Raw genomic sequence first — 21,491 nt, 5'->3', positions numbered from 1 at the left:
GCGCTCCTCGATCAGGCGGGCGGTCGGTGCGGGCGGGCACCGGAGGCGGATGGCTGGCCTCAACCGAACGGGGCGAGATCACTCTCGATCCCGCCTTTGTGGCGCAGCCGCCGGATCGCGCCGACCAACTCGCGGATCATCGGCATGTCCCGGTATTGCCGCGCATAGAACAGCCCGAAGCTCGGGCACCAATAGCCGGTGTCGAGGGGGACGCGCACCATCGTCTCCGCCGCCCGCATCCGCCGCGAAGGCGGCATGTTGAACAGCGAGTAGCCCAGGCCTTCCGCAACGAGCTCGCTCGCCAGCTCGCGCGAGTTCACGACATAGCGCAGCGCCGGCCTGAAGCCGGATTGCTCGAACAGGCCGGCGTAATAGGCGCGCGCGCCAGCAAAATCGAGCAGGATATAGGGCTCGTCCCGAAGCTGCGCGAGCCTGATCGAGGCGGCTTCCGCGAACGGATGGTCGCGATGCAGGCCGACATGGATCGGCGCCCTTACGATCTCGACGAAGGCGAGGTCCTGCGTCATCGCGTCGTTGAAGGCGAGGCCGGCGAGAAGCTCGCCCGATTTCACCCGCGCGGCGACCTCCTCGGAACTCATCTCGTCCACTCGGAACCGCGCCTGCGGCGCCCGGGCCGCGATGTCGACGAGCAGAGCCGGGATGACCATCGCGGCGGCTGTGGCGACGACGCCGATCCGCATCTCCGTTTGCCATTCGTGCGGAATACGCAAGGCGGCGTGCTCGAAGGCGTCATGCGTCGCCAGGAACTGCTCCGCCAGAGCGACGAAATGCCGGCCCTCCGCCGTCAGTTCCACCCCGCGCGACGGCGTCCGGCGAAACAGCGGCGCTGCGAGCTTGGCCTCGGCGAAGGCGATCGCCTCGCGGATCGAGGAGGCGGAGATCGCCTGCGCCTCCGCAGCATCCGCGATCGAACGGTTGATGGCCGTCGTGACGATGTAGCGAAGCTGCTTCAGCGTGAAATCCTGCATCGCTGAAACATACATTTAATACATTAAGTTGAAAACAAAATGTATTTTATGTCCGACGACGGCGATGGGAGCTTGCCTCCCAGGAGGCCGACCGCGATGACCACACCGCTTCTCGACGCCCTGCGCGCGCAGGAGGCTGAGATCATGGCGATCAGACATGATCTGCATCGCCATCCAGAGCTCGCCTTCAAGGAGTTCCGCACCGCCGCGATCGTAGCCGAGCAGTTGCGCGGCTGGGGCATCGAGGTCAGCGAAGGCCTTGCCGGGACCGGCGTGGTCGGCACCTTGCGCGGTCGCGATCCCGGCGCCGGCACGATCGGCCTGCGTGCCGACATGGATGCCCTGCCGATCCACGAGGCGACCGGCCTGCCTTACGCCTCGGTCCATGACGGCGTGATGCACGCCTGCGGTCATGACGGCCATACGGCAATGCTGCTCGGCGCGGCCCGCCATCTCGCTTCGGACCCCGATTTCGCTGGCACCGTGCACTTCATCTTCCAGCCGGCCGAGGAAGGCGCCGGCGGCGGCAGGCTGATGGTCGAGCAGGGACTGTTCGACCGCTTTCCCTGCCGGGCCGTCTATGGCCTGCACAACGAGCCGGGGCTCGAACTCGGGCGTTTCGGCATCCGCGTCGGCCCGATGCTGGCGGCGATGGACGATTGGCGCGTGCTGTTCTGTGGCACCGGCGGCCATGGCGGGCGCCCGCACCGCGCCACCGATCCCACGATGGCGCAGGCCCAGTTCGTGCTCACCCTCCAGAGCGTGATCGGCCGCAACATCCCCGGCCACGAGACGGCGGTGATCAGCGTCGGGCATATCGGCGGCGGCGCGCCGGATGCGCCGAACAACATTCCGGCCGAGGTTCGTCTTGCGGGCACGATGCGGACGTACCGTCCCGAGATCCGCGACATCGCGATCCGCCGTCTCCACGAGCTCGCCGAAGCCGCCGCCAGCGCCCATAACTGCCAGGTCGAGGTGACGATCGCCTCGCACTATCCGCCCCTCGTCAACAGCCGCGACGAGACCATCCGGGCCGCCGATGCCGTCGCGACCGTGTTCGGCGAGGGCGCGGTCGAGCGCGAGTTTCCCCAGATCACGGCGGCCGAGGACTTCGCCTTCATGCTGCGCGAGACGCCGGGCGCCTTCATGCTGATCGGCAACGGTTTCGCGCCGGACGGCGCCCTGCATCACGTCCACACCCCGCATTACGATTTCAACGACGCGCTTCTGACGCTCGGCTCGGCCTATTGGGTCACGCTGGTCCGGCGCGAACTGCAGCTCGCAGCCTAGGGGAATGGTCCGATGCAACGCAGAAGCTTCCTCACCGGCCTTGCCGGGCTCGGCCTCATCGGCCCGGCCGCAGCGCAGGGCGAGACCTGGCCGACACGCCCGATCCGCCTCGTCGTCGGCTTTGCGGCCGGCGGCGCGACCGACATCGTCGGCCGCCTGATCGCGCCAGGCCTCGGCGAGCGTCTCGGACAGACGATCTATGTCGAGAACCGCGCGGGAGCCGGCGGCAACCTCGCCGCCGCCAGCGTCGCCCAGGCCGACCCGGACGGCTATACCTTGATGCTGGCGACACCGGGCCCCGAGACGATCAACCCGACGATCTATGACCGGCTGCCCTTCGACCCCCAGAAGGATTTCGCGCCGATCGCCCTGCTCTGCTCGATCCTCGACGTACTCGCCGTGCCGGTCGACCGGCCCTGGAAGAGCGTCGAGGACCTGATCGACGATGCCCGCGCCCGGCCGGGCGCGATCACCTTCTCCTCATCGGGCATCGGCTCGCCGAGCCATGTCGCGCTTCTCCTGTTGCAGGCGCTGACTGGGATCAACGTCGTCCATGTGCCCTATCGCGGCGGCGGGCCGATGATGGGGGATTTCCTCGCCGGCCGGATCGATGCAACGATCGGCACCGGCCCCGTGCTCCTGCCGCTCGGCGAGAGCGGCCGGATCCGCATCCTCGGCGTCGCCACCGCCAAACGCTCGCCGCTCGCACCGACCATCCCGGCGATCTCCGAAGCCGTGCCAGGCTACGAGATGGTCAACTGGATCGGCCTCTCCGCCCCGGCCAGGACGCCGCCCGCCCTGATCGCGCGGATCCACCAGGCCGCCGTCGCGACCCTCGCCGATCCGGAGCTGCGGTCCAAGCTGACGCAGCAGGCCGCCGTTCCGACCCCGCTCGGGCCGGAGGAGTACAAGGCGCACATCAAGGCGGAACATGCCCGCTGGACGCCGTTGCTGAAGGCGGCGAAGGCCAAGGCGGAATGAGCTCCCGCTCTGGTCTTCGCCTAGTCATGAACCAACCATGCTACTCGCCGGGGCGCGGCCTGCCCTGACGCCCCGTGACAGCGACTGCCTCTGCCATGTCGCGGACGGCCTGTCCGACGCCCAGATCGCCGACAGGCTCGGCATCTCCGTGCCCCCCCACGCCCACGTCGAAAACGCCTCGGCGCCAGGACGCGCGCGCAAGCGGTGGCGCGCCTCTGCTCCATGCCGGTGATGTGATATTGTCGGGGATGAAGGCTCGGCCTTCGCCTGCGGCGTGAACGGTCGTCCATAATCGGGCTCCCTTACGCTTGCGGTGCGGTGCGTCCTGTTGAATCGTCCGCGCGGCCAGCCATAGCGGACCGAACCGGCTGGCGAGGGAATTCAGAGCTGATGGATGCAACCTCCCAGGAACGGCTCGTCATCGTGGAGGACGATCCCGTCACCCGCACGGTCATCGCGGGCTACTTCACCGACCAGGGCTTCCAGGTCGAGGAAACCGAGACCGTCGTGCAGGCGCGGCAAGCGGTCCGGCGCGTCCGGCCGGACCTGATCTTCATCGATGTCGTCCTGCCCGACGGCGATGGCTTCGAGCTCGCCCGCGAGCTCCAGTCGGTCTCCGATGCCGGCATCATCTTCGTGACGCAGCGCGACGCCGACGTCGACCGCATCGTCGGCCTCGAGCTCGCCGGCGATCACTATGTCAGCAAGCCCGTCGATCTGCGCGACCTGCTGGCCCGAGCCCGCTCGCTGCTGCGCCGGCGCCGGATCGAGCGCGACATGGCGCGCCGCAACACTGTCGCCACCTTCGGCCCGTTCACCGTCGATCTGCTGCGCCGCGAGCTCGCGACGATCAATGGCGATCCCATCCGCCTGACGCGGGGCGAGTTCGACCTGCTCGCCGCCCTCGTCGAGAGTGCCGGCCATCCGCTCAGCCGCGACTACCTGATCGAGGTCATCAGCAACCGCTTCACCGATGTCGACGCGCGCAGCGTCGATGCGTTGGTCGCGCGTCTGCGCAGGAAGCTCGGGGACACCGGCAAATCGGGCGTCATCGCGACCGTCAGCGGCATGGGCTACAAGATCGGCGTGCCTGTGGAACGCGACGTCTGAGAACTTGGTGCCGTGGCAGGCGCTTCGCCTGCCAGCTCGGTCAAGGCTTCCAGCGCCTCGTCTCTCGCCTGTCCGAGCATCTCGACCGCGGCAGCGAGCGCTTCGGGACCGGTATCCCGCGCATCGCGCTCCAGCGCGTTGGCGATGGCAAAGAGCCGGCCGAGGCCGACCGCCCCGGCAGAGCTCGCCAGCTGGTGCGCCAGCCGTCTCAGCTCGGCGCGGTCGGCGGCCCGCGAAGCAGCTCGCATCCCCGTCAGGATCGTCTCCGACACGCTCGCGAACAGTGTCACGAGCTGGCGCGTGCGCGCCTCCCCGATCAGGCTGCGCTGGGCCCGGAAGAAACCCGCATCGACCGGCCCGTCGCCGGAGAGGGCGACGTTCGGACTCCGGCCGCCATGGCGCTCGCCATGTCCGACCACCTGCAGCAGGGCCACGGAGGTGATCGGCTTCGACAGGATCGTGGTCAGCCCCACCGCCCGCATGCGCCGCATCGTCTGCGGGGAAACGTCCGCCGTGAGGGCAACGATCCGGGGCTGAGCGATACCCGGCAGCCCGCGGATCGCCCGCGCGGTCTCGACTCCGTCGATTCCGCCCATATGCATGTCGAGCAGCACGAGATCGAAGCTGCGCTTGCCGAGCGTCTTCAAAGCCGCTTCGCCAGAAGCCGCGGCCTGCACCTTGTGGCCGGCCTTGCCGACCATCAAACGCGCGACCTCGCGCGTCACCGGATCGTCGTCGACCACGAGGACACGCTGCAGCTGTCCGGCCGTGACTTCGCCCGGCCGGGCCGCGGATCTGGCCACCGCCATCGGCAGCTTGACCAGGAAGGTGCTGCCCTCCCCTTTCTGGCTGATCACGGAGATGGAACCGCCCATCAACTCCGCCAGCTTGGCGCAGATCGCCAGGCCAAGGCCGACGCCGCCGTTGCGCCGCCCCGTCGCCGGATCGACCTGCACGAAATCCTGGAATATCCGCGGCTGCATCGCCGGATCGATGCCGATGCCGGTATCGCGCACCTCCAATGTCAGCTCGAACCCCTCGGGTGAGAAGACGCGCTGCAAGTCAGACCCGAGCACGATCTCGCCCTGTTCGGTGAAGCTGATCGCATTGCGCAGCAGGTTGATCAGGATCCTGTGGATCTTGCCAGCATCGCCGTGGAGGCGCAGCACGGCCGGTGGCGGACGGAGCGTCAGGGCGAGCCCCTTCTGCTCCGCCTGCGGCCGCATCAGCGCCACCGCCGCGTTCAGGAGAGCGCCGAGATCGAAGTCGCGCCGGTCGATACCCTCGGTTCCGGCCTCGAGGCGCGACAGGTCAAGTGTCGCATTGGCGAGATCGACCAGGGCTTCCCCGGAAGTCGCAGCCATGGTGATCAGGCGGCGGTCGCGCTGGCTCAAGCGCCGGCGGTCGATCAGTTCGAGGACGCCGAGCACGCCGGACAGCGGCGTGCGGATGTCGTGTCCGACCACAGCCAGAAACCGGGATTTCGCCCGCGTCGCCTCTTCCGCCTTTTTTTGCCCGGCGGAGGCCAGCTGCAAGGCCTTCGCCAAAGCCGCGGTCCGCTCGACAACCTTGTCTTCCAGGACGGCACGGCTTTCTGCCAAGCGCTCGGCCATCACGTTGAACTGCTCGCCCAGCTGCTGCAGCTCGTCGCCCGTGCGGATGTCGATCCGCGCATCCAGCTCGCCCCGGCCGATCCGTGCGGCACCTTCGCCGAGAGTCTTGATCGGTGCGACGAGCTTCCGGCTCAGGGCAATGCCGGCCAGCACCGCGACGAGCAGAGCCAGCGCCAGCAGCACGAGCGAGCGCAGGATCGACGCATGGATCGGCGCGAACGCCTCGCTCTCCGGCAGGTCGATCACCACGTTCCAGTCGAGGTCGGGCACCGCGGCCATGACGGACAGGACCCGCCGCCCCTCGATATCGACCACCGACAGCCCCGCTCCGGGCGCGCCGGCGGCCTCATGCGCGCCGACGAGGCCGGCAAGATTGGTGTTCCGGAGCACGAAGCGCAGATCGGGATGGGCAATCAACCGTCCCGAGCGCGTCACGATATAGGCGCGCCCCGCCTCACCCACCTTGAGCCGCGAGACCAGTTCCCGGATGAAGACGAGATTGACGGTCGCACGCGCGACCCACTGCGGCGGCGACGCAGCTCGCCGCAGCAGCACCATATGCGGTTCCGAGCCGCGCCGGAACTCGACCTCACCGTAATGACTGCCCCGGGCAAGTGCGGCCTGGAAGCCCGGGTCGGTCGACCAATCGGTGCCGCTGCCGACGCGATCCCGCGCCGAGCGCGAGAGCGAGAGCTGCTCGCGCCCGGCCTGATCGATCTGGCGCAGTTCCAGGACGGCCGGCGCTTGCCGCATCAGCCGCAGGCCGTCGAGCCGGCGCTCCTCGGAAGAGTTCGCGCTGGCGCCGCTTTGCGAGGACCAGTCGAGATGGTCCATGATGCCGGCGACGAAAGTCCCGATCCTCTGGGCGGCCGCTCGCGCCTGCTCCTGCTGCACCCGGACCAGCAGCGCTCGCTGATCAGAGAACGCGAAGAATGTCGCGATCGCGGTGCTGAGGCCGAGCGCGAGGCAGATCGCCACCCCCACGAAGATCGCGTATTTGCGGGCGAGCTCGCTGCGCTGGCGGGGCGGGCCGCCCTGCTCTGCCGCATCCGGCGCCGTCACGACAGGATCCGTTGCGCGCGGATCCGCAGCGATGCCGGCAGGATCAAGCCCAGGGCAACAGCGGCCTTCTCGTTGATGACCAGCTCGAAGCTGCGCGAGAACTGCACCGGCAACTCGGCGACATTGGCGCCGCGCAGGATGAGATCGATATAGGAGGCGATCAACTCGCCCGTCTCCTCCCGCGCGCCGGCATAGGACATCAGCCCGCCCTGCAGAGTGAAGGTGTCGAAAGGATAGACGGCGGGTAGAGCCACCCGCGCTGCGGCAGCGGTGCAGAGTGCCGCGTTGCGGAAGGTGAAGCTGTCGGGGAGAAAGATCAGGCCCCCGCCGGCTCCCTTGGCGGCGAACCCCGTGATGACGCCGTCTATGGTGGAAGGCTCGGTAACGTGGAGAACCTCGAAGGACGCCGCACCCGCGGGTATGGCCGCCTGCAGGAGCGCCAGATAGGTCGCGCCGGCCGCCGGTGTCGTGCGTGGGTTGAAGACCACGCCGATGCGCTGTGTCCCCGGGGCGATCTCGCTCAGCAGCTCGACCCATTTCTCCGACATCACGGGATCGTTGTTGCTGAAGCCCGTCGCATTCCCGTCGGGACGTTCGAGCGAGCGCACGAAGCCACTTCCGACCGGATCGGATGCCGTCCCGAACAGGACAGGAATCTGGCGGGTTTCGGCCAGCACGGCCGCCGTCTCGGTGCTGGAGCCGACGACGATGATGTCGGGCCTGTCGCGGACGATCTCGGCCGCGGCGCGAGCCAGATCAGCTGCGCTTGTCCCCCAGAATCGCGCGCTCACACGCAGGTTCCGGCCATCGAGCCAGCCCCGCTCGCCCAGCAACTGATGCAGTTCGGCCAGCCGCGTGCGCGCGATGGGATGGTCAAGCGGCAGCCCGACCATGATCGAAACCCGCTTCGCAGGCTCAGCCGATCCGGCCGTGCGCATCGTTGTCGCAAAACCGCATGTTGCCAGGGCAGCCAGAAGGGAGCGGCGATGCATGTCGCGAACCGAATGAAGGCGGGAGGCCGGCCGCCCCTGGCAGACAACTTGACATGCCCCCCCCCGGGGCGCGTCGAGGGGCGGCGATGTGCGGTAGGTCGGCCGTGCCTCCGCGCCTTCTTCAGAATCTGAGTTCGACTTTTCCTTTGAGGGCGTGGTCTCTTGCGCGTTCGGCGATTGCTGCAGAGTAGATGCCGTAGACCTCCCCGCTGCGGCGCAGGATGGCCTCGCCAGCATAGCGCTTCTCGGCCGTGATCCGGCCTTCGACGCGATATCGCCCTTCGATCGCCATGGCCGGCGCCGCTGTCGACAGACAGCCCAGCGCGGTGGCCGTGACGAAAATCTTGATGTTGGCACGCGTCACCCTCATCAGCCCTCCAACGCACCCGTAGGGTTCGGGCTCGCGTGACGCCTGTCAAGCGCCGCTGCCGGCGCCTTCAAGGGCGAGCCGAAGCCCGCCGATCGGCTCTTGGCCGCCCTCATTGCTGCGTGGCGGCCGGTTTTTTTGCACTGCGCCTCGCCGATGCACGCAAGGGCTGAGGCCGGCGCTTCACCTGCCGGCGCGGCAAATTTCGCCGGTTTCGCGAGCGCGCTCATCGACGGCTGCGAATTGTGGTGCGAGATCGTGGCCTTGAGGCAGATTGGGGGCATTCCTTTATGACACCCCGCATGACGGTTCTCGACGATTGCGCGTCTTGGCCCGAGGCGCGATTCCGATCCGTCACTTGGGCAGCCGCGGTTCCTTTCCAGGCTCGCTCTTCAGCTTGGCTCCAGCCAGCGCGTATCGAAAATCGTCGCATACTGAAGTCGGCTCGGCTCGTCGGCTCGAGCGTCGACGCCGCCAGAGCCCGGAACAGACACACTACTATAAGTGCAATAGCGTTTCACGGACCTTGCAAGACAAAGTCCAACACATCCCCCAATGCCCAGTCGACACTGGAGGAATTCGCCTGTGCAGCCCTCCGGCGGATTGCCTACCCTGTCTCGATGAACAGCAATTTGTGTACCTCGGACTGGGCCCCGCCGGTCCCGGATTGCGATCTCAACCTTGTGACGAGTCTGCTTTTCTGCCGAGACGTTTCGCCAACTCCGACATCGAGAGAAGAGCGATCGAGAGCAGCACCAGCACGCTGGATACCGCAGCCAGCGTTGGATCGAGTTCCAGCCGGACGCTCTCCCACATCTTCACCGGCAGCGTCACCGCCGAAGTGCCGCTGATGAAGAGGGCCACGGTGACATCGTCGAACGATGCGAGGAAGGCAAAGAGTCCGGCAGCGATGATGCTGGGCCTGATCATGACGAACGTCGTCTTCATGAAGGCGCGAGTTGGCGACGCACCCAGGCTGCGTGCCGCCATTTCCGGGCGCTGATCAGCGTTTCTCAGACCACCAATCAGGATCAGCACGACGATTGGAAGGCCGATGACGAGATGAGCGATGACCAAGCCGGCCTTGCTGCCGGCGAGCCCTATCGCGGACATCTGGAAATAAAGTGCGACCGCGATAATCAGCGTCGGGATCATCGCTGGTGACAGCATGAGCGCGAGCGCGAATTGGGCCAGACGCGAAGGCGAGCGTGTGACGCCCACTGCGGCGGCAAGCCCCAATGTCGTTACGAGAAGCGCGCTGACACACGCAACCTGCAAGCTCGTGAACGTCGGCCCGGTCCAATCCGGACGCGACAGATACGTCTCGTACCAACGCAATGACCAGTCAGACGGGGGAAACCGCAAGAACGGGGATGCGCTGAAGCTCAGCGGCAGCAGGATGAAGATCGGCGTCAGCAGGAAAAGTAGAGTTAGAACGGCAAAGGTCTTTCCCATCAGATCGGAGGCAACGCCGGTGAAATGCATGACCGAGTGTTTTCCCATCCTGCTCGGCCGTGCACCTAGCCGCGCCTGGACTATGCCGACAGCACGCAGGAGGAGCACGAAGGCACGGGCCGGCTTCGGCGAACTATTCTTGCCGCCTTCGATCAGTCCGAGCGAGCGGGCACAGACGAGCACGATGATCAGGGTCGCGACGAGGAGGATGACCGCCATGACGGCTGCATGCTCCCAATTGAACAGGTTGTTTACCTGCTCTTCGATCAGCATGACATAGGTCACTTCCTTCAACCCGCCGAGAATGGCGGGAGTCACGAAGTAGCCGATACCGTGAAGGAAGACGATCAGGCTGCCGGAGAACAGGCCGGGCAGTGTGAGCGGCAGAAAAACAAGCAAGAAGGCGACGACAGGATTGGCCCCAAGGCTACCCGCCGCCGCCAGGAGCCTGCCGTCGAAGCGACGCATGACGGCGAAGAGGGGAAAGAATACGAATGGGATGAGAAGATGCACGAGGCCGAGCGCAACAGCGAAGCGGCCATAGAGAATCTGTAGCGGCTCCGGCACGATGCCGATTCCGAGCAGCGCATTATTGACGATGCCCTGCCTGCCGAGCAGGACGATCCATGAATAGGCGCGCACGAGAACGCTGGTCCAAAGCGGCATGAGCATCAGAAGCAGGACCAGCTTCTGTGTCCGCGCAGACATGCGCAGTACCGCATATGCGAGTGGGTAGGCGATCACGGCACAGATGATCGTCACCTCCAGCGCCAGAACGAAAGTACTGACGAATACGCCCCACAACAGCGTATCCGACATGACGTCCGCATAGTGCTGCAGGGTCCAACCTTCATTTCCGAAGCTCTTCATCAGAAGGCCGAGGATTGGAAGGACGTAAGTGACGAGAAGAAAAGCCAGCGCAGGCAGGAACAGCAGTCCGGGTCCCGATGACAGGAAGCGAAATCGGCGAGATTTAGGGGTGCTCATGATCAGTTTCGCATCCCGGTTGCGATCCGTGTCCCTCCGCCGGCGGGTCTCGGCCGCCGGCGGAGGGAGTGGCGTTTACGTGCGGATCCAGCGGTTCCACATCTCGATATTGCGCTCCAGAACGGATTTTCCGCCGGTCTTCAGCGCCCAGGAGTGCGCATCCATGAAGATCACCTTCGAGCGGTTTTCCGCCGCGACAGGATTGTCCCTGACAAGCTTCGCCGGCAACGCTTCCGAAGCCTTCATGTTGGACGGGCCGTAGGGCATGCGGGTGGCGAAATCGACCTGACGATCGGCTCGCGAAGCGAACTCGATGAACTTGAGTGAGTTCTTGTAGTTCTTGGCGCCCTTCGGAATGGCCCAGAAGGAGCCGGTCACGACCGCGCCATCCCAGACATAGTCGACGGGCGCGCCCTCGTCCCGCAATTGCGCGATCCGGCCGTGATTGGCGATGGCGATATCTGCCTCGCCGTCGACCAGCGCCTGCGGTGCGGCATTGCCGGAGCTGACCCATTTGATGACATTTGGTCGGATCTTGCTCAGGCTTGCATAGGCTCTTTCGAGGTCGAGCGGGTACAGCTTCTCAGCCGGCACGCCATCGGCCAGCAGTGCAGGTTCGATGGGGCGAAGCTGGTAGCTTCCCGCCGGAAGAATACGCGGCCCCGGAAATTTGGTGGCGTTCCATACATCCGACCAGCTCTTCGGATGATTGTCCTTACTATACTTTCGCGTGTTATAGGCGATGACCGAGGCATAATACTGCGACCCGACGCCATATTCGTGGACGAGACGTGGGTCTATCTCTCCCATCGTCGCCTTGCTCAGCTGGCCGTAGTCGATCTTCTCGAGAAGCCCCGCTTCGGCGAGCGACACCAATTCCTCATGCGTAGCGAGGAAGACGTCCCATTCGACGTTTTTGCTGGCGACCATCGCTCTGATCTTGGCGAGCGTGATCCCCGTCGCGTCGGTGACTGCGATGCCGGTTTCCTTTGCAAACGGCTCAAAATAGGCCGCGCGCTGGCTGTCCTGCATCCGTCCGCCATAGGAGGCAACGACGATGCGCTCATTCGATTGAGCCGAGACCGATGAAGGTTGTGCCAGCGCCATCGCGCCGAACGCGCCGATGACCCCGCGCCTCGTCAAGCTGCGGTCGCTCATGAGTGTCCCCTCCCATGTTTGTTTTGATCGCCTAAGGCTATGCCGTGACACAATCTATTGCAATAAGTGTGATCGTATCGAAATGCGATACACTCTAGATCAGTTCGGAGGCAGAACCAACGCATCGGCCGCGGCCCAGCCGACCCGAACGCGCTCGCCTGAGCCGCGAGACGTGCCGCGATTGTCGACCACGGCTGAAATGGTATCGGCGCTGGAGACTGCGACCCGCACCCTGCTGTGATCGCCGAGAAAGATGCTGTCGATGACCGTTCCCTCGATCGCGTTTTCCATGCCCCTTTGCTCGTCGAGACGGACATGCTCGGGGCGGAGCATGATCTCGACAGTCTCGCCCGGCCTGGGGCCGTGGAGGTGACGGGCTTGAAAGCGTTGCCCGCCCAAAGCCTCGACGCCGCAACGGTCACCATCGACGGTGCGGACAGTGGCCGGAAAGCAGACGGACTCTCCCACGAAATCGGCGACGAACCGATTGACGGGCGAGAAATAGAGATCGGTTGGGGTCGCGATCTGCGCGATCCGCCCATCGTTCATTACGGCGACCCGATCCGACAACAAGATCGCCTCGACCTGATCATGCGTAACCAGAACGATCGTTATGCCGAGCTTACGGTGAAGCTCCTTCAACTCGAGCTGGAGCGTATCGCGCAGCTTGCGGTCGAGCGCGCCAAGCGGTTCGTCCAGAAGCAATAGCGGCGGCGAGAACACGAGCGCACGGGCGATCGCCACGCGCTGCTGCTGGCCCCCGCTCAGCTGCGCAGGAAGCCGGTCTCCAAGCTGCTTGAGCTGCACAAGGTCGAGAGCCTGCCGGACGCGTCCCGCGATCTCTCCCTTCGAAACCCCACGCATGACCAGGGGAAAGGCGATGTTGTCGGCGACGGTCATGTGCGGGAACAGCGCCAAATGCTGAAAGACCACGCCGATATTGCGTCGGTGCGGCGGCAACTCATCGACCCGGCGGCCACCAATCGCGATCGAACCCGAATAGCCCTGCGCGAACCCGGCTATTGCCATCATTGTCGTTGTCTTGCCCGAGCCGCTCGGACCGAGCATCGTGAGGAACTCGCCGGGCGCGATGTCGAGGGAGACATCGTCGACAGCCGTGAAGTCTCCGTAGATCAGTTTGAGGTTTCGAATTTGGACGCTGGCGCCGAGCGTCGCTTCGACTTTTTCGCGCGTCATCCGTGGACCTTCCTGAGGAGAACGGGAACGGAGCGCTCCATCAACCTGCCGGCCTTCTCGACGATTTCACCGAGATCGACGTCGCTCGCTGGGACGACGCCTGCTTCGCCGGCCTCGCTTGAAGCCGCCCTTTTCCGGGCGCGCAGGGCGGCTGTCGCGTCCGCGTCGATCGCTCCCGACGGCGAGGTGAGGACGACGCCGTAGATTTCCCTGGCGGCCTCGATTCCGACCAGCTCGTCGCGCACATCGCGCCCCACAGATTCGGGCGCTCTGTCGAGCGGCGAGCCGTAGCCGCCGCCACCGGATTGGCAAACCCGGATCACCATGCCCTTGCGCAGGCTGATCTCACCCTTTCCCGGCAGGATCTGAGGCTCGCCATAGGGGTCGAGCAAGACGAAGGAGGGCGTGCCCTGTCCGCCGCCAGCGACACCATAGGGCAGGAATTTTCGGCGTTCGGAGCGATATTGCAGCTTTCCCGCATCGGCGAGGAAGCGATACTCGCGCATCACGGCCATCCCCCCGCGGAACCGCCCGGCGCCACAAGAGTCCGGGACGTAGCTCCAGTGCTCGAGCCGGACGATCCCTTCAAGATCGACCACTTCGGCGGGGACCGCCGAGGCGTTGGCGAGAGCGAGGGACGTGCCGTCGAGCCCGTCGGCAGAGGGCCGGGCTCCCCACGACCCCCGCAGCATGTCGACGAAGATGAATGGCTTACCGGTCGAAGTATGACCGGAGAAGGTATGAAGGAGCGAACCGCCATCGCCCGCCGCCATGATGCGGCCGGGCAGCGCCTTGCCCAGTGCACCGAACAACGCGTCCATCAGCCGGTAGGTGGTGATGGCGCGGGCCGCGCCGGCCGCCGGGCTGCGGCCATTGAGCACGGTGCCTTCCGGCGCGATGACGGTGATGGGCCGCATATAGCCCGAGTTCGTCGCCGCATGGGGCGGCATCAGGCAGCGGAAGGCCAGATAGGCCGTGCTCTTCGTGGCTGAAAGCGTGGCATTGAGCGCGCCAGCCACTTGCGGTGCGCTACCCGTGCAGTCCACGAGGGCTTCGTCGTCCTTGATTGTGATCTTCACCGCTATGCGGATCGGATCATCTGTTATTCCGTCGTCGTCCAGGAAGTCCTCGAACGCGTAGCTTCCATCCGGGATCGCACGGATCGTGTCTCGTGCGATCGCCTCGGAAGCGCTGAGAAGCTGGTTCTCGTAGCGTTTGAGGTTGGCGACGCCGTAGCGGGCGGCCAAGGCGGCATAGTCCCGGGCGCCGCGCTCGCAGGCGGAGAGCTGGGCATCGATATCACCGCGCACCTTGTCGGGGACGCGAACATTCGCGAGCAGGATGGGCAGGATCGAGGGATCGGCCTGCCCTTTCCGGTACAGTTTGAGGACAGGGATGCGCAGCCCTTCTGCAAATGTCTCGGTGTTCAGCGGGGAATTTCCGCCTGCCGTGTTGCCGCCGATATCGAGGTGATGGACGATAGCGGCCGTGAAGGCGACATGCTGCCCCTCGGCGAATACCGGCTTCACCAGAAAGATGTCCGGCAGGTGCATGCCTCCGCCGAACGGATCGTTCATGACGAAGACGTCGCCCTCGTGGATATCGCCGTCATAGCGGGCGATCACCGCCTCGATCACATCGGGCATCGCTCCCAGATGGAGCGGGATCGTCATCCCCTGTGCGAGCAGCCGCCCCTCGGCGTCGGCGAGTGCCGTCGAGAAATCTCCGGTATGCTTGACGTGATGCGAACGGCAGGTGCGGATCAGCGTCAGAGCCATTTCGTCGGCGAGAGTTTCGAGGCCGTGACGCACCAGCTCACGCGTAACGCCGTCAAAGCGCTCATCCCCGAAGGATCCGTCCGCTTGCGTGGAAATGTCGATGGTCAGCGTGTTGTCGTCACCGCGCGAGATCGACGAGCCCGGAGGCACGACGATCGTGGTGTCGTATTGCTCCACGATCACCGGCCCCTGCAGCGGCGTATTGCCGACGCCTTCGCGCGTCGTCACGTCCGCGTCGAGATGGCCGATATGGGGACCGCAATAGATGCGACGCCGCTCGCCTTCGGAAACCCGGTGAGGGCGATCGAGCCGATAGCCGCCGGGCACGGCATCCTTGTCCTGCAGGATGCGTGCGGAAAGGCGCAGCGTCACGAGCTCGACCGTCTCTGAACGCATGCAGTATCCGAACATGCGCTGATGCTCATCATGAAAGCGCGCAAGCGCCGCATCGAGCCCGTCCAGCGTCGCGGCACCTTCAGCGATGCGCGTGCCGATCGTCGAGCCCTGACCGCGATATTGCAGGTCGCCTTCGACACGGTAGGCGACGTCGACGCTGCCGTAGCCCGCCTCTTGCATGTCGCGGCCGGCCATGGCGACGAGTTCGGCCAACGCTGCTTCGATGCCAGGCCGGTTGGCGTCGTCGAGCGCGCAGTAGGTCGACCTCGAATAGCTGTGCTCGATCGGCGTGTGCAGCAAGCCATAGGCGCTGAACACGCCTGGAGTCAGAGCCACCACGACTTTGCGCATGCCGAGTTGACGTCCGAGCTCGACGGCATGGACGGGGCCGTTGCCGCCGAAGCAGATCAAGGCTGCATCGCGCGGATCCTGGCCGCGTTCCGAGGAGATCGCGCGGATGACCCTGATCATCCCCGCATTTGCAACCGCAATGATGCCATAGGCGGCATCCTCGACGCTGATACCGAGTGGCTCGGCGATCACCCGAGCGATCGCCCGCCGTGCGGCTGCGACATCCACCGGAAGGGTCCCGCCGACGAGATGCGTCTGGTTGAGATGGCCGAGCACGAGATTGGCATCGGTGACCGTGGGCTCGGTCCCGCCTTGCCCGTAACAGACCGGGCCGGGGGTGGAGCCGGCGCTGCGTGGTCCAACCCGGATCGAACGACCCTCGTCGAGCCAAGCGATACTGCCGCCGCCCACGCCGACCTCCGCAACGTCGATCGACGGGGTGCCGATCGTATAGCCGCCACCGGTGGTCAAGCGGCTGAAGCTTGAGATGCCGGCGCCGACTTCGAGGCTCCCAATCCGTGTCGCTTCGCCGCCTTCGATCAATGCGGCCTTGGCGGTGGTCCCACCCATGTCGAAGGTGATGGCCTTGAACTCGCCGGCTTGCGCTGCCGTCGCGACGCCGCCGATCACTCCGGCTGCCGGACCGGATTCGATGATGTTGACCGGGCGTTCCGAGGCGATCCCGGCACTGATGATGCCGCCATTCGACTGCATCGTCAGCAGCGGTGCCGAGATCCCCATCTCAGCCAGGCGTCCTTGGAGGCTGGTCAAGTAGAGCTGCATCACCGGCCGGACATAGGCGTTGACGCAGGTCGTGCTCGTGCGCTCGTACTCCTTCACCTCCGGCAGGACGTCCGAGGACAGAGAGATCGAGGCGCCGGGCAGGCGTTCGCGCAGGATCCGGCCGATATGCTGCTCGTGCACGGGATTGGCGAATGCGTTGATCAGGCAGACAGCGAAGGACTCGACCTGCTCTGCAAGAAGCCGGTCGATGGCCACGTGAACCGAACTCTCATCAAGAGGCCGGATGATGTCGCCATGCGCGTCGATGCGCTCGCCCACCTCGCGACGCAGATGGCGTTCGACGAGGATGGGTGGCTTGACCCAATCCAGGTTATACATGTCAGGCCGTCGATGTCGGCGCATGTCCAGGACGTCGCGGAAGCCAGCCGTGGTGATGAGGCCGGTCTTGGCGCCGCGAGCCTCGAGGATCGCGTTGGTAGCCACGGTTGTTGCGTGGACGATCTCCGTCACCGCGCCGGCCTCCAGCTTGGCGCGGCGCAGAATGATCTCGATGCCCTTCGCTATCGAGCGGCTGTAATCGTCGACTGAGGACAACACCTTTTCGACGTAAAGCCTGCCGTCCGAGCGAACGCCGACGAGATCGGTGAAAGTGCCGCCGATGTCGACGCCGATGCGGATGGTGAGAGTAGAAGGCTGCACCATCACCGTGACTCCGCCGTGGCCGCGGCGGGGTGGCGCTCCTGCGAGCGCGTGTCGCGCTTCCAGCAATCCGTGGTGGCCTTCGACAATTTGTGCTTCATGATGCGCTCGCTCGGGGTACGCTCGAAGTCGTCGACCTGCGCGATGAAACGCGGGATCTGGTAGGGCGCGAGGCGCTCTTCGAGCCAATCGGAAAGGGCGGCGGGATCGACCACGCAGCCCGGTTTGGGTTTGACGAAGAGTTTGACGTCCTGTTCGCCAAGCTCGCTCGGCACGCCGATCATCGCGCAATCCTCGATAGCCGGATGACGTGCGACGACGCGCTCCACCTCCCAAGCAGAGATGTTCTCGCCACGGGAACGGACACTGTCGCTGCTGCGTCCGAGGAAATGCAGATTTCCGGCCTCATCCCAGCGGCCGATATCGCCGGTATGGAAAAGGCCATCTCGGAACGCTACCGCAGTGGCCTCCTCATTTCCGAGATAGCCGGCGAAGAGCGCCCCGGGACGCTTGGAACGCACGGCGATGGTGCCGCGCTGCCCCTGCTCCACCGGACGGCCGCCCTCATCGAGCAGAACGACATCGAACCATGGCAGCGGCCTACCGACGGAGCCGACCGGCCCGTCGAGATTGCAGGTCGTGATGCTCGACGTCTCCGTCATGCCGTAGCATTCGTGGATCTCGACGCCGAAGCGTTGGCTGAAACTGGTCCAGGTGTCGGGTGGGCAGCCGCCGCCCCAGGCGATGCGGACCCCATGCGAGCGGTCGTCCGCCCGCGCGGGCTGCTTGAGCAGCATCTGCAGAATGCCGCCCAGATAGTGGATGTGCGTCGCCTCCTCGCTGTGCACATCGTCCCAAAAGCGGGACGCGCTGAACCTCGCCACCATGGCGAGCCTGACGTCGTGCATCAGCGGCAGCACCAGAAGCTGGGTGCCGCCGATATGGAACAGGGGCTCCCAAACGAACAGGACGTCGCCGGCGCGGATCGCCGAGACGATTGCCGCAGCCTCGCCCGCAATCCGCAGCATGGAATGCGAAACCGGCACGCCCTTTGGCCGACCAGTGGTCCCGGAGGTATACATCAGCGCGAAAGGCGAAAGCGGATCGGGCGCCGCCTCTGTGAAGCCCTCCTCGCCGCAGAGCATCTCAGCGAGCAGAGCGACGCCTTCGACCGGCGTGCTCGACACGACGGCAGCCCGGCCAGGTGCAAACCGGCTCGCGGCCAGCGCCGGGAGTAGATCGGCATCGGCAAAGACGAGACGAGGCTCGCTGTTCTCCAGGAGATCGTCGAGACCCTCACCGCGTTGGCGAGGGTTCAGCGGAACCCAGACCGCACCGGCCTTCGCCAAGCCGAACAACAAGGGCAGCACGGCGAGCGAGTTGCGCATCATAACGGCGACGCGGTCCCCCGGCCCGATGCCGCGCCGCCGCAAACTCGCGGCACAGGCATCCGACTGGCGATCGAGCTCACGAAAAGTCAGGGACTTGCCATCGAAACGGGCAAAGACGCGCTCCGGCGTCGCTGCCGCACACAAGCGCAGAAGGTCGACAAAGCCCTCCGGAGCGCGCCCCATCGGAGTGTCCTGACAGGCAGGAGGCGCTGGAGGCAACGGCGCGGTCACTGCCGCGCCTCGCGGTTCAGGAAGCTGTCGATCTTCCGCGCTGGTTCGCCCGAGGCATAGGATTCGCGGTGGGCACGAATGGCGGCCGCTATGCAGGTGCGAAAGCCTGGCTCCGTCATCTCCCGCAGCCACTGCTTGTCGAGCCTCATGGCGAGCGGCGCCTTCGCGCCCAGCTCGTGTGCCAGCGCCAGCGCCTCGCCCAGCACCTGCTCGCGCGGGACCAATCGATTGATGATGCCGATACGGAAGCACTCCTCCGCATCCATCATGCGACCGGACAGCGTGAGATCGACGGTGCGCGCGACGCCGAGGATTTCGCGCATGATCCAGGGGCCTGTGATGCTCGCGATGCCGGAGTTGATCTCGGGCTGCCCCATGCGGACGCCGGCATGACCGATTCTGAAATCTGCCAGCAGAGCCACCTGGAAGGCCGAGCCGGCCGCCAGCCCGTTGAGCGCAACCACCAGCGGCTTTGTGAGCGAACGGATGGCGTCATAGAGCGCCTCCCATTCCCGGATCCAGCTTTCGGCTAGTTCGGCATCGAAGCCTTTGGCCTCGCGCAAGTCCTGGCCAGCGCAGAACGCACGCTCCCCCGTACCTGTCAGGACTATGGCGCGAACCAGCGGGTCGGCGTCCGCACTACGCAACGCATTGAGGAGGCGCGATCGCATCGGCCGGTCCCAGGCATTGAGCACCTCGGGCTTGTCGAGTCGGATCAACGCGACCCCATTCCGCAGCTCTTCAACAACTCCCACAGCCACAGGCGCTTCCATTTTCGTATTGCATTATAATATGACACAGTGTATTGTAATTTTTCTGATAGTGTCAACCAGAGGCAAGCTGGGGGGAATGCTTCATGGCGGAGCAATCGAGACGCGGACGGGGCGCGACAGGCAGCGCCGACCGCACGGACTCCCTGATGGTGCGTTCCGTCGACAAGGCCTTCAGGGTCCTGGAGGCATTCAACCCCGCACGGCCAAGCCTGAGTCTGGCGGAGATTGCGGATGTGACGGAACTCGACAAAAGCGCAGCACAACGCTTTGCGCACACGCTCACAAAGTTGGGCTATCTAAAGAAAAATCCGAAAACAAAGCACCTTGAGCTGACATCAAAAACATTGAATGTCGGGTATAATTACATTCGGTCGAGCTCTTTGATCGAAGGATCAAGGCCATATTTGCTTCACCTAAGCCGCGAGACCGAAGAGACCGTCAATCTAACCGTTCTAGACAGAACGGAAATCACCTTTGTTTCACGATTCCTGAGCCGACATGTGCTTGCCAGCGATCTCGTCGTCGGCGCCAAGATGCCCGCATTCTGCACCGCTCCGGGAATTGCGATGCTCTCCCGCCTTCCCTCGGACGAAGCCCGGGCGATCCTGGAGCTGAGCGAGCTCAAGCCGTACACGGCGTCGACGACGTGCACGATGGACGCGCTGCTGCGGAAGCTGGAGGTTTCGGCAGCGCAGGGTTATGCAACCGCGTTCGGAGAGTTTTATCAGGGCGACCTGTCGATCGCAGCTGCGGTTCTCGACGCCAAGGCACAACCCGTCTGCGCTTTCAATATCAGCGTGTCGAGCGCCCGCTACTCGCCGGCAGAGGCAACGGAACGCTTTGCGCCCCTTGTGGTGGCCGCTGCAACCTCCGTCTCGCAGAGTGTCGCGAGCCTGATATGATCAGCAGGTCCGCGAGGCCGAGCCGGTCTGCCTCACGGCGCCAGGCGGCATGCCTGCGGTCAGCTCCGCTGTATCCATTGTAGGGCACCAAGAGCGATTGCGGGCTCGCTCCTGAGGATAGCCGCAGGTGGGCCTTTCGACCGCGGAATGCATGACACCGAATTTGGGCGCCCTTCAGCTGGTCCACGCGGCCGATCGGGGGGCACATCCGGCAGCAGAAGACCGGCGCAGAACCTGGCATTCCCCTGCATCTGAGATTGCGGTCGGTGCTCGGCCAGACGCTGAGGGAGAACATGACCCTTCTCGTCACGGAGTACGGACGGCCATTCACGAACAAGGGTTCCGGCAACTGGATGCGGGATCCTTGCGATGGCCGGCCGCCCGATTGCTCACCGCACGGCCTGCGTAAGGGGCCTCCCGAAGGCTGGCGGAAGCCGGTTGCACGAACCAGCAGATCAAGGCGATCAGTAACCACGAAAGCGAGAAGGAAATCGCGCCCCACACAAGGGCAGCGGAGCAAAAGCGCATGGCTGACGCCGCCATGGAGGCCCTTCATCGCGCCCGCCATGACATGAAAAGTAGCGCGATCGATTTCAGGAAAATTCGGCAATTGAATCAGGTATTTGTCAGCAAAATTAACTAGTTAGAGCGGAAAAAGTGGCAGACAGGGAGTCCGCGTAATTGAACTGCCAGGGCGTGCCATGCCGTGAACGCGGTGGGTACACTGCGTGAACAAAAGTGGAAAGTATTGCTTCGTCGTGCCGTGCCATGAAATGACAGCCCCGAGGTGGGGTGACGGTGGGACGCGAGGTCAACAGGCTCTCGGCGAGAGGGGTGGCGACCTTGACTACGCCGGGGCGTCATAGCGATGGCAGCGGCCTCTATCTGTGGATTGACGCAAGCGGCGCAAAACGCTGGCTGTTCATGTTTCGCTATGGTCGAGACTCAACGCAGCCAGTAGGCGACGAGAGCGGCGAGGCAGAGCGAGGCCAGATAGTTCCTGGCGAGCTTGTCGTAGCGGGTCG

General features: G+C 65.0%; 14 protein-coding genes and 1 pseudogene. 5 read left to right on the top strand and 10 right to left on the bottom strand.

Going from position 1 to position 21,491, the window contains the following annotated elements:
• Positions 1-59: 59 nt before the first annotated feature.
• Entirely contained in the window at positions 60-1,004 is a 945-nt protein-coding gene (locus tag BMZ69_RS11250; RefSeq protein ID WP_092156726.1) for a LysR family transcriptional regulator, read from the bottom strand.
• An 81-nt stretch (positions 1,005-1,085) separates the two neighbouring features.
• Here BMZ69_RS11250 and BMZ69_RS11245 point away from each other — a divergent pair, with 81 nt between their 5' ends.
• The 3 genes from BMZ69_RS11245 to BMZ69_RS11235 all read left to right on the top strand — a co-directional run bounded on the left by BMZ69_RS11245 (position 1,086) and on the right by BMZ69_RS11235 (position 4,370).
• Entirely contained in the window at positions 1,086-2,279 is a 1,194-nt protein-coding gene (locus BMZ69_RS11245) for a M20 aminoacylase family protein (RefSeq protein ID WP_092156725.1), read from the top strand.
• Between the two features lie 12 nt (positions 2,280-2,291).
• Complete coding sequence (locus BMZ69_RS11240; protein ID WP_092156724.1) at positions 2,292-3,260, top strand: Bug family tripartite tricarboxylate transporter substrate binding protein; 969 nt, start codon at positions 2,292-2,294, stop codon at positions 3,258-3,260.
• Between the two features lie 390 nt (positions 3,261-3,650).
• A complete protein-coding gene (locus BMZ69_RS11235) occupies positions 3,651-4,370 on the top strand; it encodes a response regulator (RefSeq protein ID WP_092156723.1) in 720 nt (239 codons plus the stop codon).
• Here the strand turns inward: BMZ69_RS11235 and BMZ69_RS11230 are convergent.
• The 9 genes from BMZ69_RS11230 to BMZ69_RS11195 all read right to left on the bottom strand — a co-directional run bounded on the left by BMZ69_RS11230 (position 4,334) and on the right by BMZ69_RS11195 (position 19,552).
• A complete protein-coding gene (locus tag BMZ69_RS11230) occupies positions 4,334-6,541 on the bottom strand; it encodes an ATP-binding protein (RefSeq protein WP_175506765.1) in 2,208 nt (735 codons plus the stop codon). The genes BMZ69_RS11235 and BMZ69_RS11230 overlap by 37 nt on opposite strands.
• 500 nt (positions 6,542-7,041) lie before the next feature.
• Positions 7,042-8,037, bottom strand: a complete 996-nt coding sequence (locus BMZ69_RS11225; RefSeq protein ID WP_175506764.1) for an ABC transporter substrate-binding protein — start codon at positions 8,035-8,037, stop codon at positions 7,042-7,044.
• 121 nt (positions 8,038-8,158) lie between these two features.
• On the bottom strand, positions 8,159-8,407 hold the full coding sequence (locus tag BMZ69_RS31105; RefSeq protein ID WP_139219033.1) for a hypothetical protein: 249 nt from the start codon (positions 8,405-8,407) through the stop codon (positions 8,159-8,161).
• Positions 8,408-9,079: 672 nt separating this feature from the next.
• Complete coding sequence (locus BMZ69_RS11220) at positions 9,080-10,846, bottom strand: ABC transporter permease subunit (protein ID WP_092156720.1); 1,767 nt, start codon at positions 10,844-10,846, stop codon at positions 9,080-9,082.
• 75 nt (positions 10,847-10,921) lie between these two features.
• A complete protein-coding gene (locus tag BMZ69_RS11215) occupies positions 10,922-12,004 on the bottom strand; it encodes an ABC transporter substrate-binding protein (RefSeq protein WP_092156719.1) in 1,083 nt (360 codons plus the stop codon).
• Between the two features lie 99 nt (positions 12,005-12,103).
• Complete coding sequence (locus BMZ69_RS11210) at positions 12,104-13,201, bottom strand: ABC transporter ATP-binding protein (RefSeq protein ID WP_092156718.1); 1,098 nt, start codon at positions 13,199-13,201, stop codon at positions 12,104-12,106.
• The gene (locus tag BMZ69_RS11205) at positions 13,198-17,172 is read right to left on the bottom strand and encodes a hydantoinase B/oxoprolinase family protein (protein ID WP_092156717.1); all 3,975 of its coding nucleotides are present in this window, start codon (positions 17,170-17,172) and stop codon (positions 13,198-13,200) included. Before BMZ69_RS11205 ends, BMZ69_RS11210 begins: the two co-directional genes overlap by 4 nt.
• A complete protein-coding gene (locus BMZ69_RS11200) occupies positions 17,172-18,743 on the bottom strand; it encodes a class I adenylate-forming enzyme family protein (RefSeq protein WP_092156716.1) in 1,572 nt (523 codons plus the stop codon). The genes BMZ69_RS11205 and BMZ69_RS11200 overlap by 1 nt, the downstream gene beginning before the upstream one ends.
• A 44-nt stretch (positions 18,744-18,787) precedes the next feature.
• A complete protein-coding gene (locus tag BMZ69_RS11195) occupies positions 18,788-19,552 on the bottom strand; it encodes an enoyl-CoA hydratase/isomerase family protein (RefSeq protein ID WP_092156907.1) in 765 nt (254 codons plus the stop codon).
• A gap of 95 nt (positions 19,553-19,647) precedes the next feature.
• On the opposite strand from BMZ69_RS11195, the gene BMZ69_RS11190 reads away from it, so the two are divergent.
• A complete protein-coding gene (locus BMZ69_RS11190; protein ID WP_244543320.1) occupies positions 19,648-20,466 on the top strand; it encodes an IclR family transcriptional regulator in 819 nt (272 codons plus the stop codon).
• Between the two features lie 834 nt (positions 20,467-21,300).
• A pseudogene (locus BMZ69_RS32105) lies at positions 21,301-21,491 on the top strand (integrase); the annotation flags it as partial.

Origin of the sequence: Allobosea sp. CRIB-10, from assembly GCF_900112185.1 — a bacterium.
In the GTDB taxonomy this organism is placed as follows: Bacteria; Pseudomonadota; Alphaproteobacteria; order Rhizobiales; family Beijerinckiaceae; genus Allobosea.
Note: the sequence above shows the minus strand (reverse complement) of the source record. Positions and strands in the feature narration are given on the sequence as shown.

What these genes read in the sequence shown, in the direction of transcription:
- BMZ69_RS11250 (WP_092156726.1), bottom strand. Translation starts at nt 1,004, where the DNA reads ATGTATGTTTCAGCGATGCAGGATTTCACGCTGAAGCAGCTTCGCTAC.
- BMZ69_RS11245 (WP_092156725.1), top strand. Translation starts at nt 1,086, where the DNA reads ATGACCACACCGCTTCTCGACGCCCTGCGCGCGCAGGAGGCTGAGATC.
- BMZ69_RS11240 (WP_092156724.1), top strand. Translation starts at nt 2,292, where the DNA reads ATGCAACGCAGAAGCTTCCTCACCGGCCTTGCCGGGCTCGGCCTCATC.
- BMZ69_RS11235 (WP_092156723.1), top strand. Translation starts at nt 3,651, where the DNA reads ATGGATGCAACCTCCCAGGAACGGCTCGTCATCGTGGAGGACGATCCC.
- BMZ69_RS11230 (WP_175506765.1), bottom strand. Translation starts at nt 6,541, where the DNA reads ATGGTGCTGCTGCGGCGAGCTGCGTCGCCGCCGCAGTGGGTCGCGCGT.
- BMZ69_RS11225 (WP_175506764.1), bottom strand. Translation starts at nt 8,037, where the DNA reads ATGCATCGCCGCTCCCTTCTGGCTGCCCTGGCAACATGCGGTTTTGCG.
- BMZ69_RS31105 (WP_139219033.1), bottom strand. Translation starts at nt 8,407, where the DNA reads ATGAGGGTGACGCGTGCCAACATCAAGATTTTCGTCACGGCCACCGCG.
- BMZ69_RS11220 (WP_092156720.1), bottom strand. Translation starts at nt 10,846, where the DNA reads ATGAGCACCCCTAAATCTCGCCGATTTCGCTTCCTGTCATCGGGACCC.
- BMZ69_RS11215 (WP_092156719.1), bottom strand. Translation starts at nt 12,004, where the DNA reads ATGAGCGACCGCAGCTTGACGAGGCGCGGGGTCATCGGCGCGTTCGGC.
- BMZ69_RS11210 (WP_092156718.1), bottom strand. Translation starts at nt 13,201, where the DNA reads ATGACGCGCGAAAAAGTCGAAGCGACGCTCGGCGCCAGCGTCCAAATT.
- BMZ69_RS11205 (WP_092156717.1), bottom strand. Translation starts at nt 17,172, where the DNA reads ATGGTGCAGCCTTCTACTCTCACCATCCGCATCGGCGTCGACATCGGC.
- BMZ69_RS11200 (WP_092156716.1), bottom strand. Translation starts at nt 18,743, where the DNA reads ATGGGGCGCGCTCCGGAGGGCTTTGTCGACCTTCTGCGCTTGTGTGCG.
- BMZ69_RS11190 (WP_244543320.1), top strand. Translation starts at nt 19,648, where the DNA reads ATGGCGGAGCAATCGAGACGCGGACGGGGCGCGACAGGCAGCGCCGAC.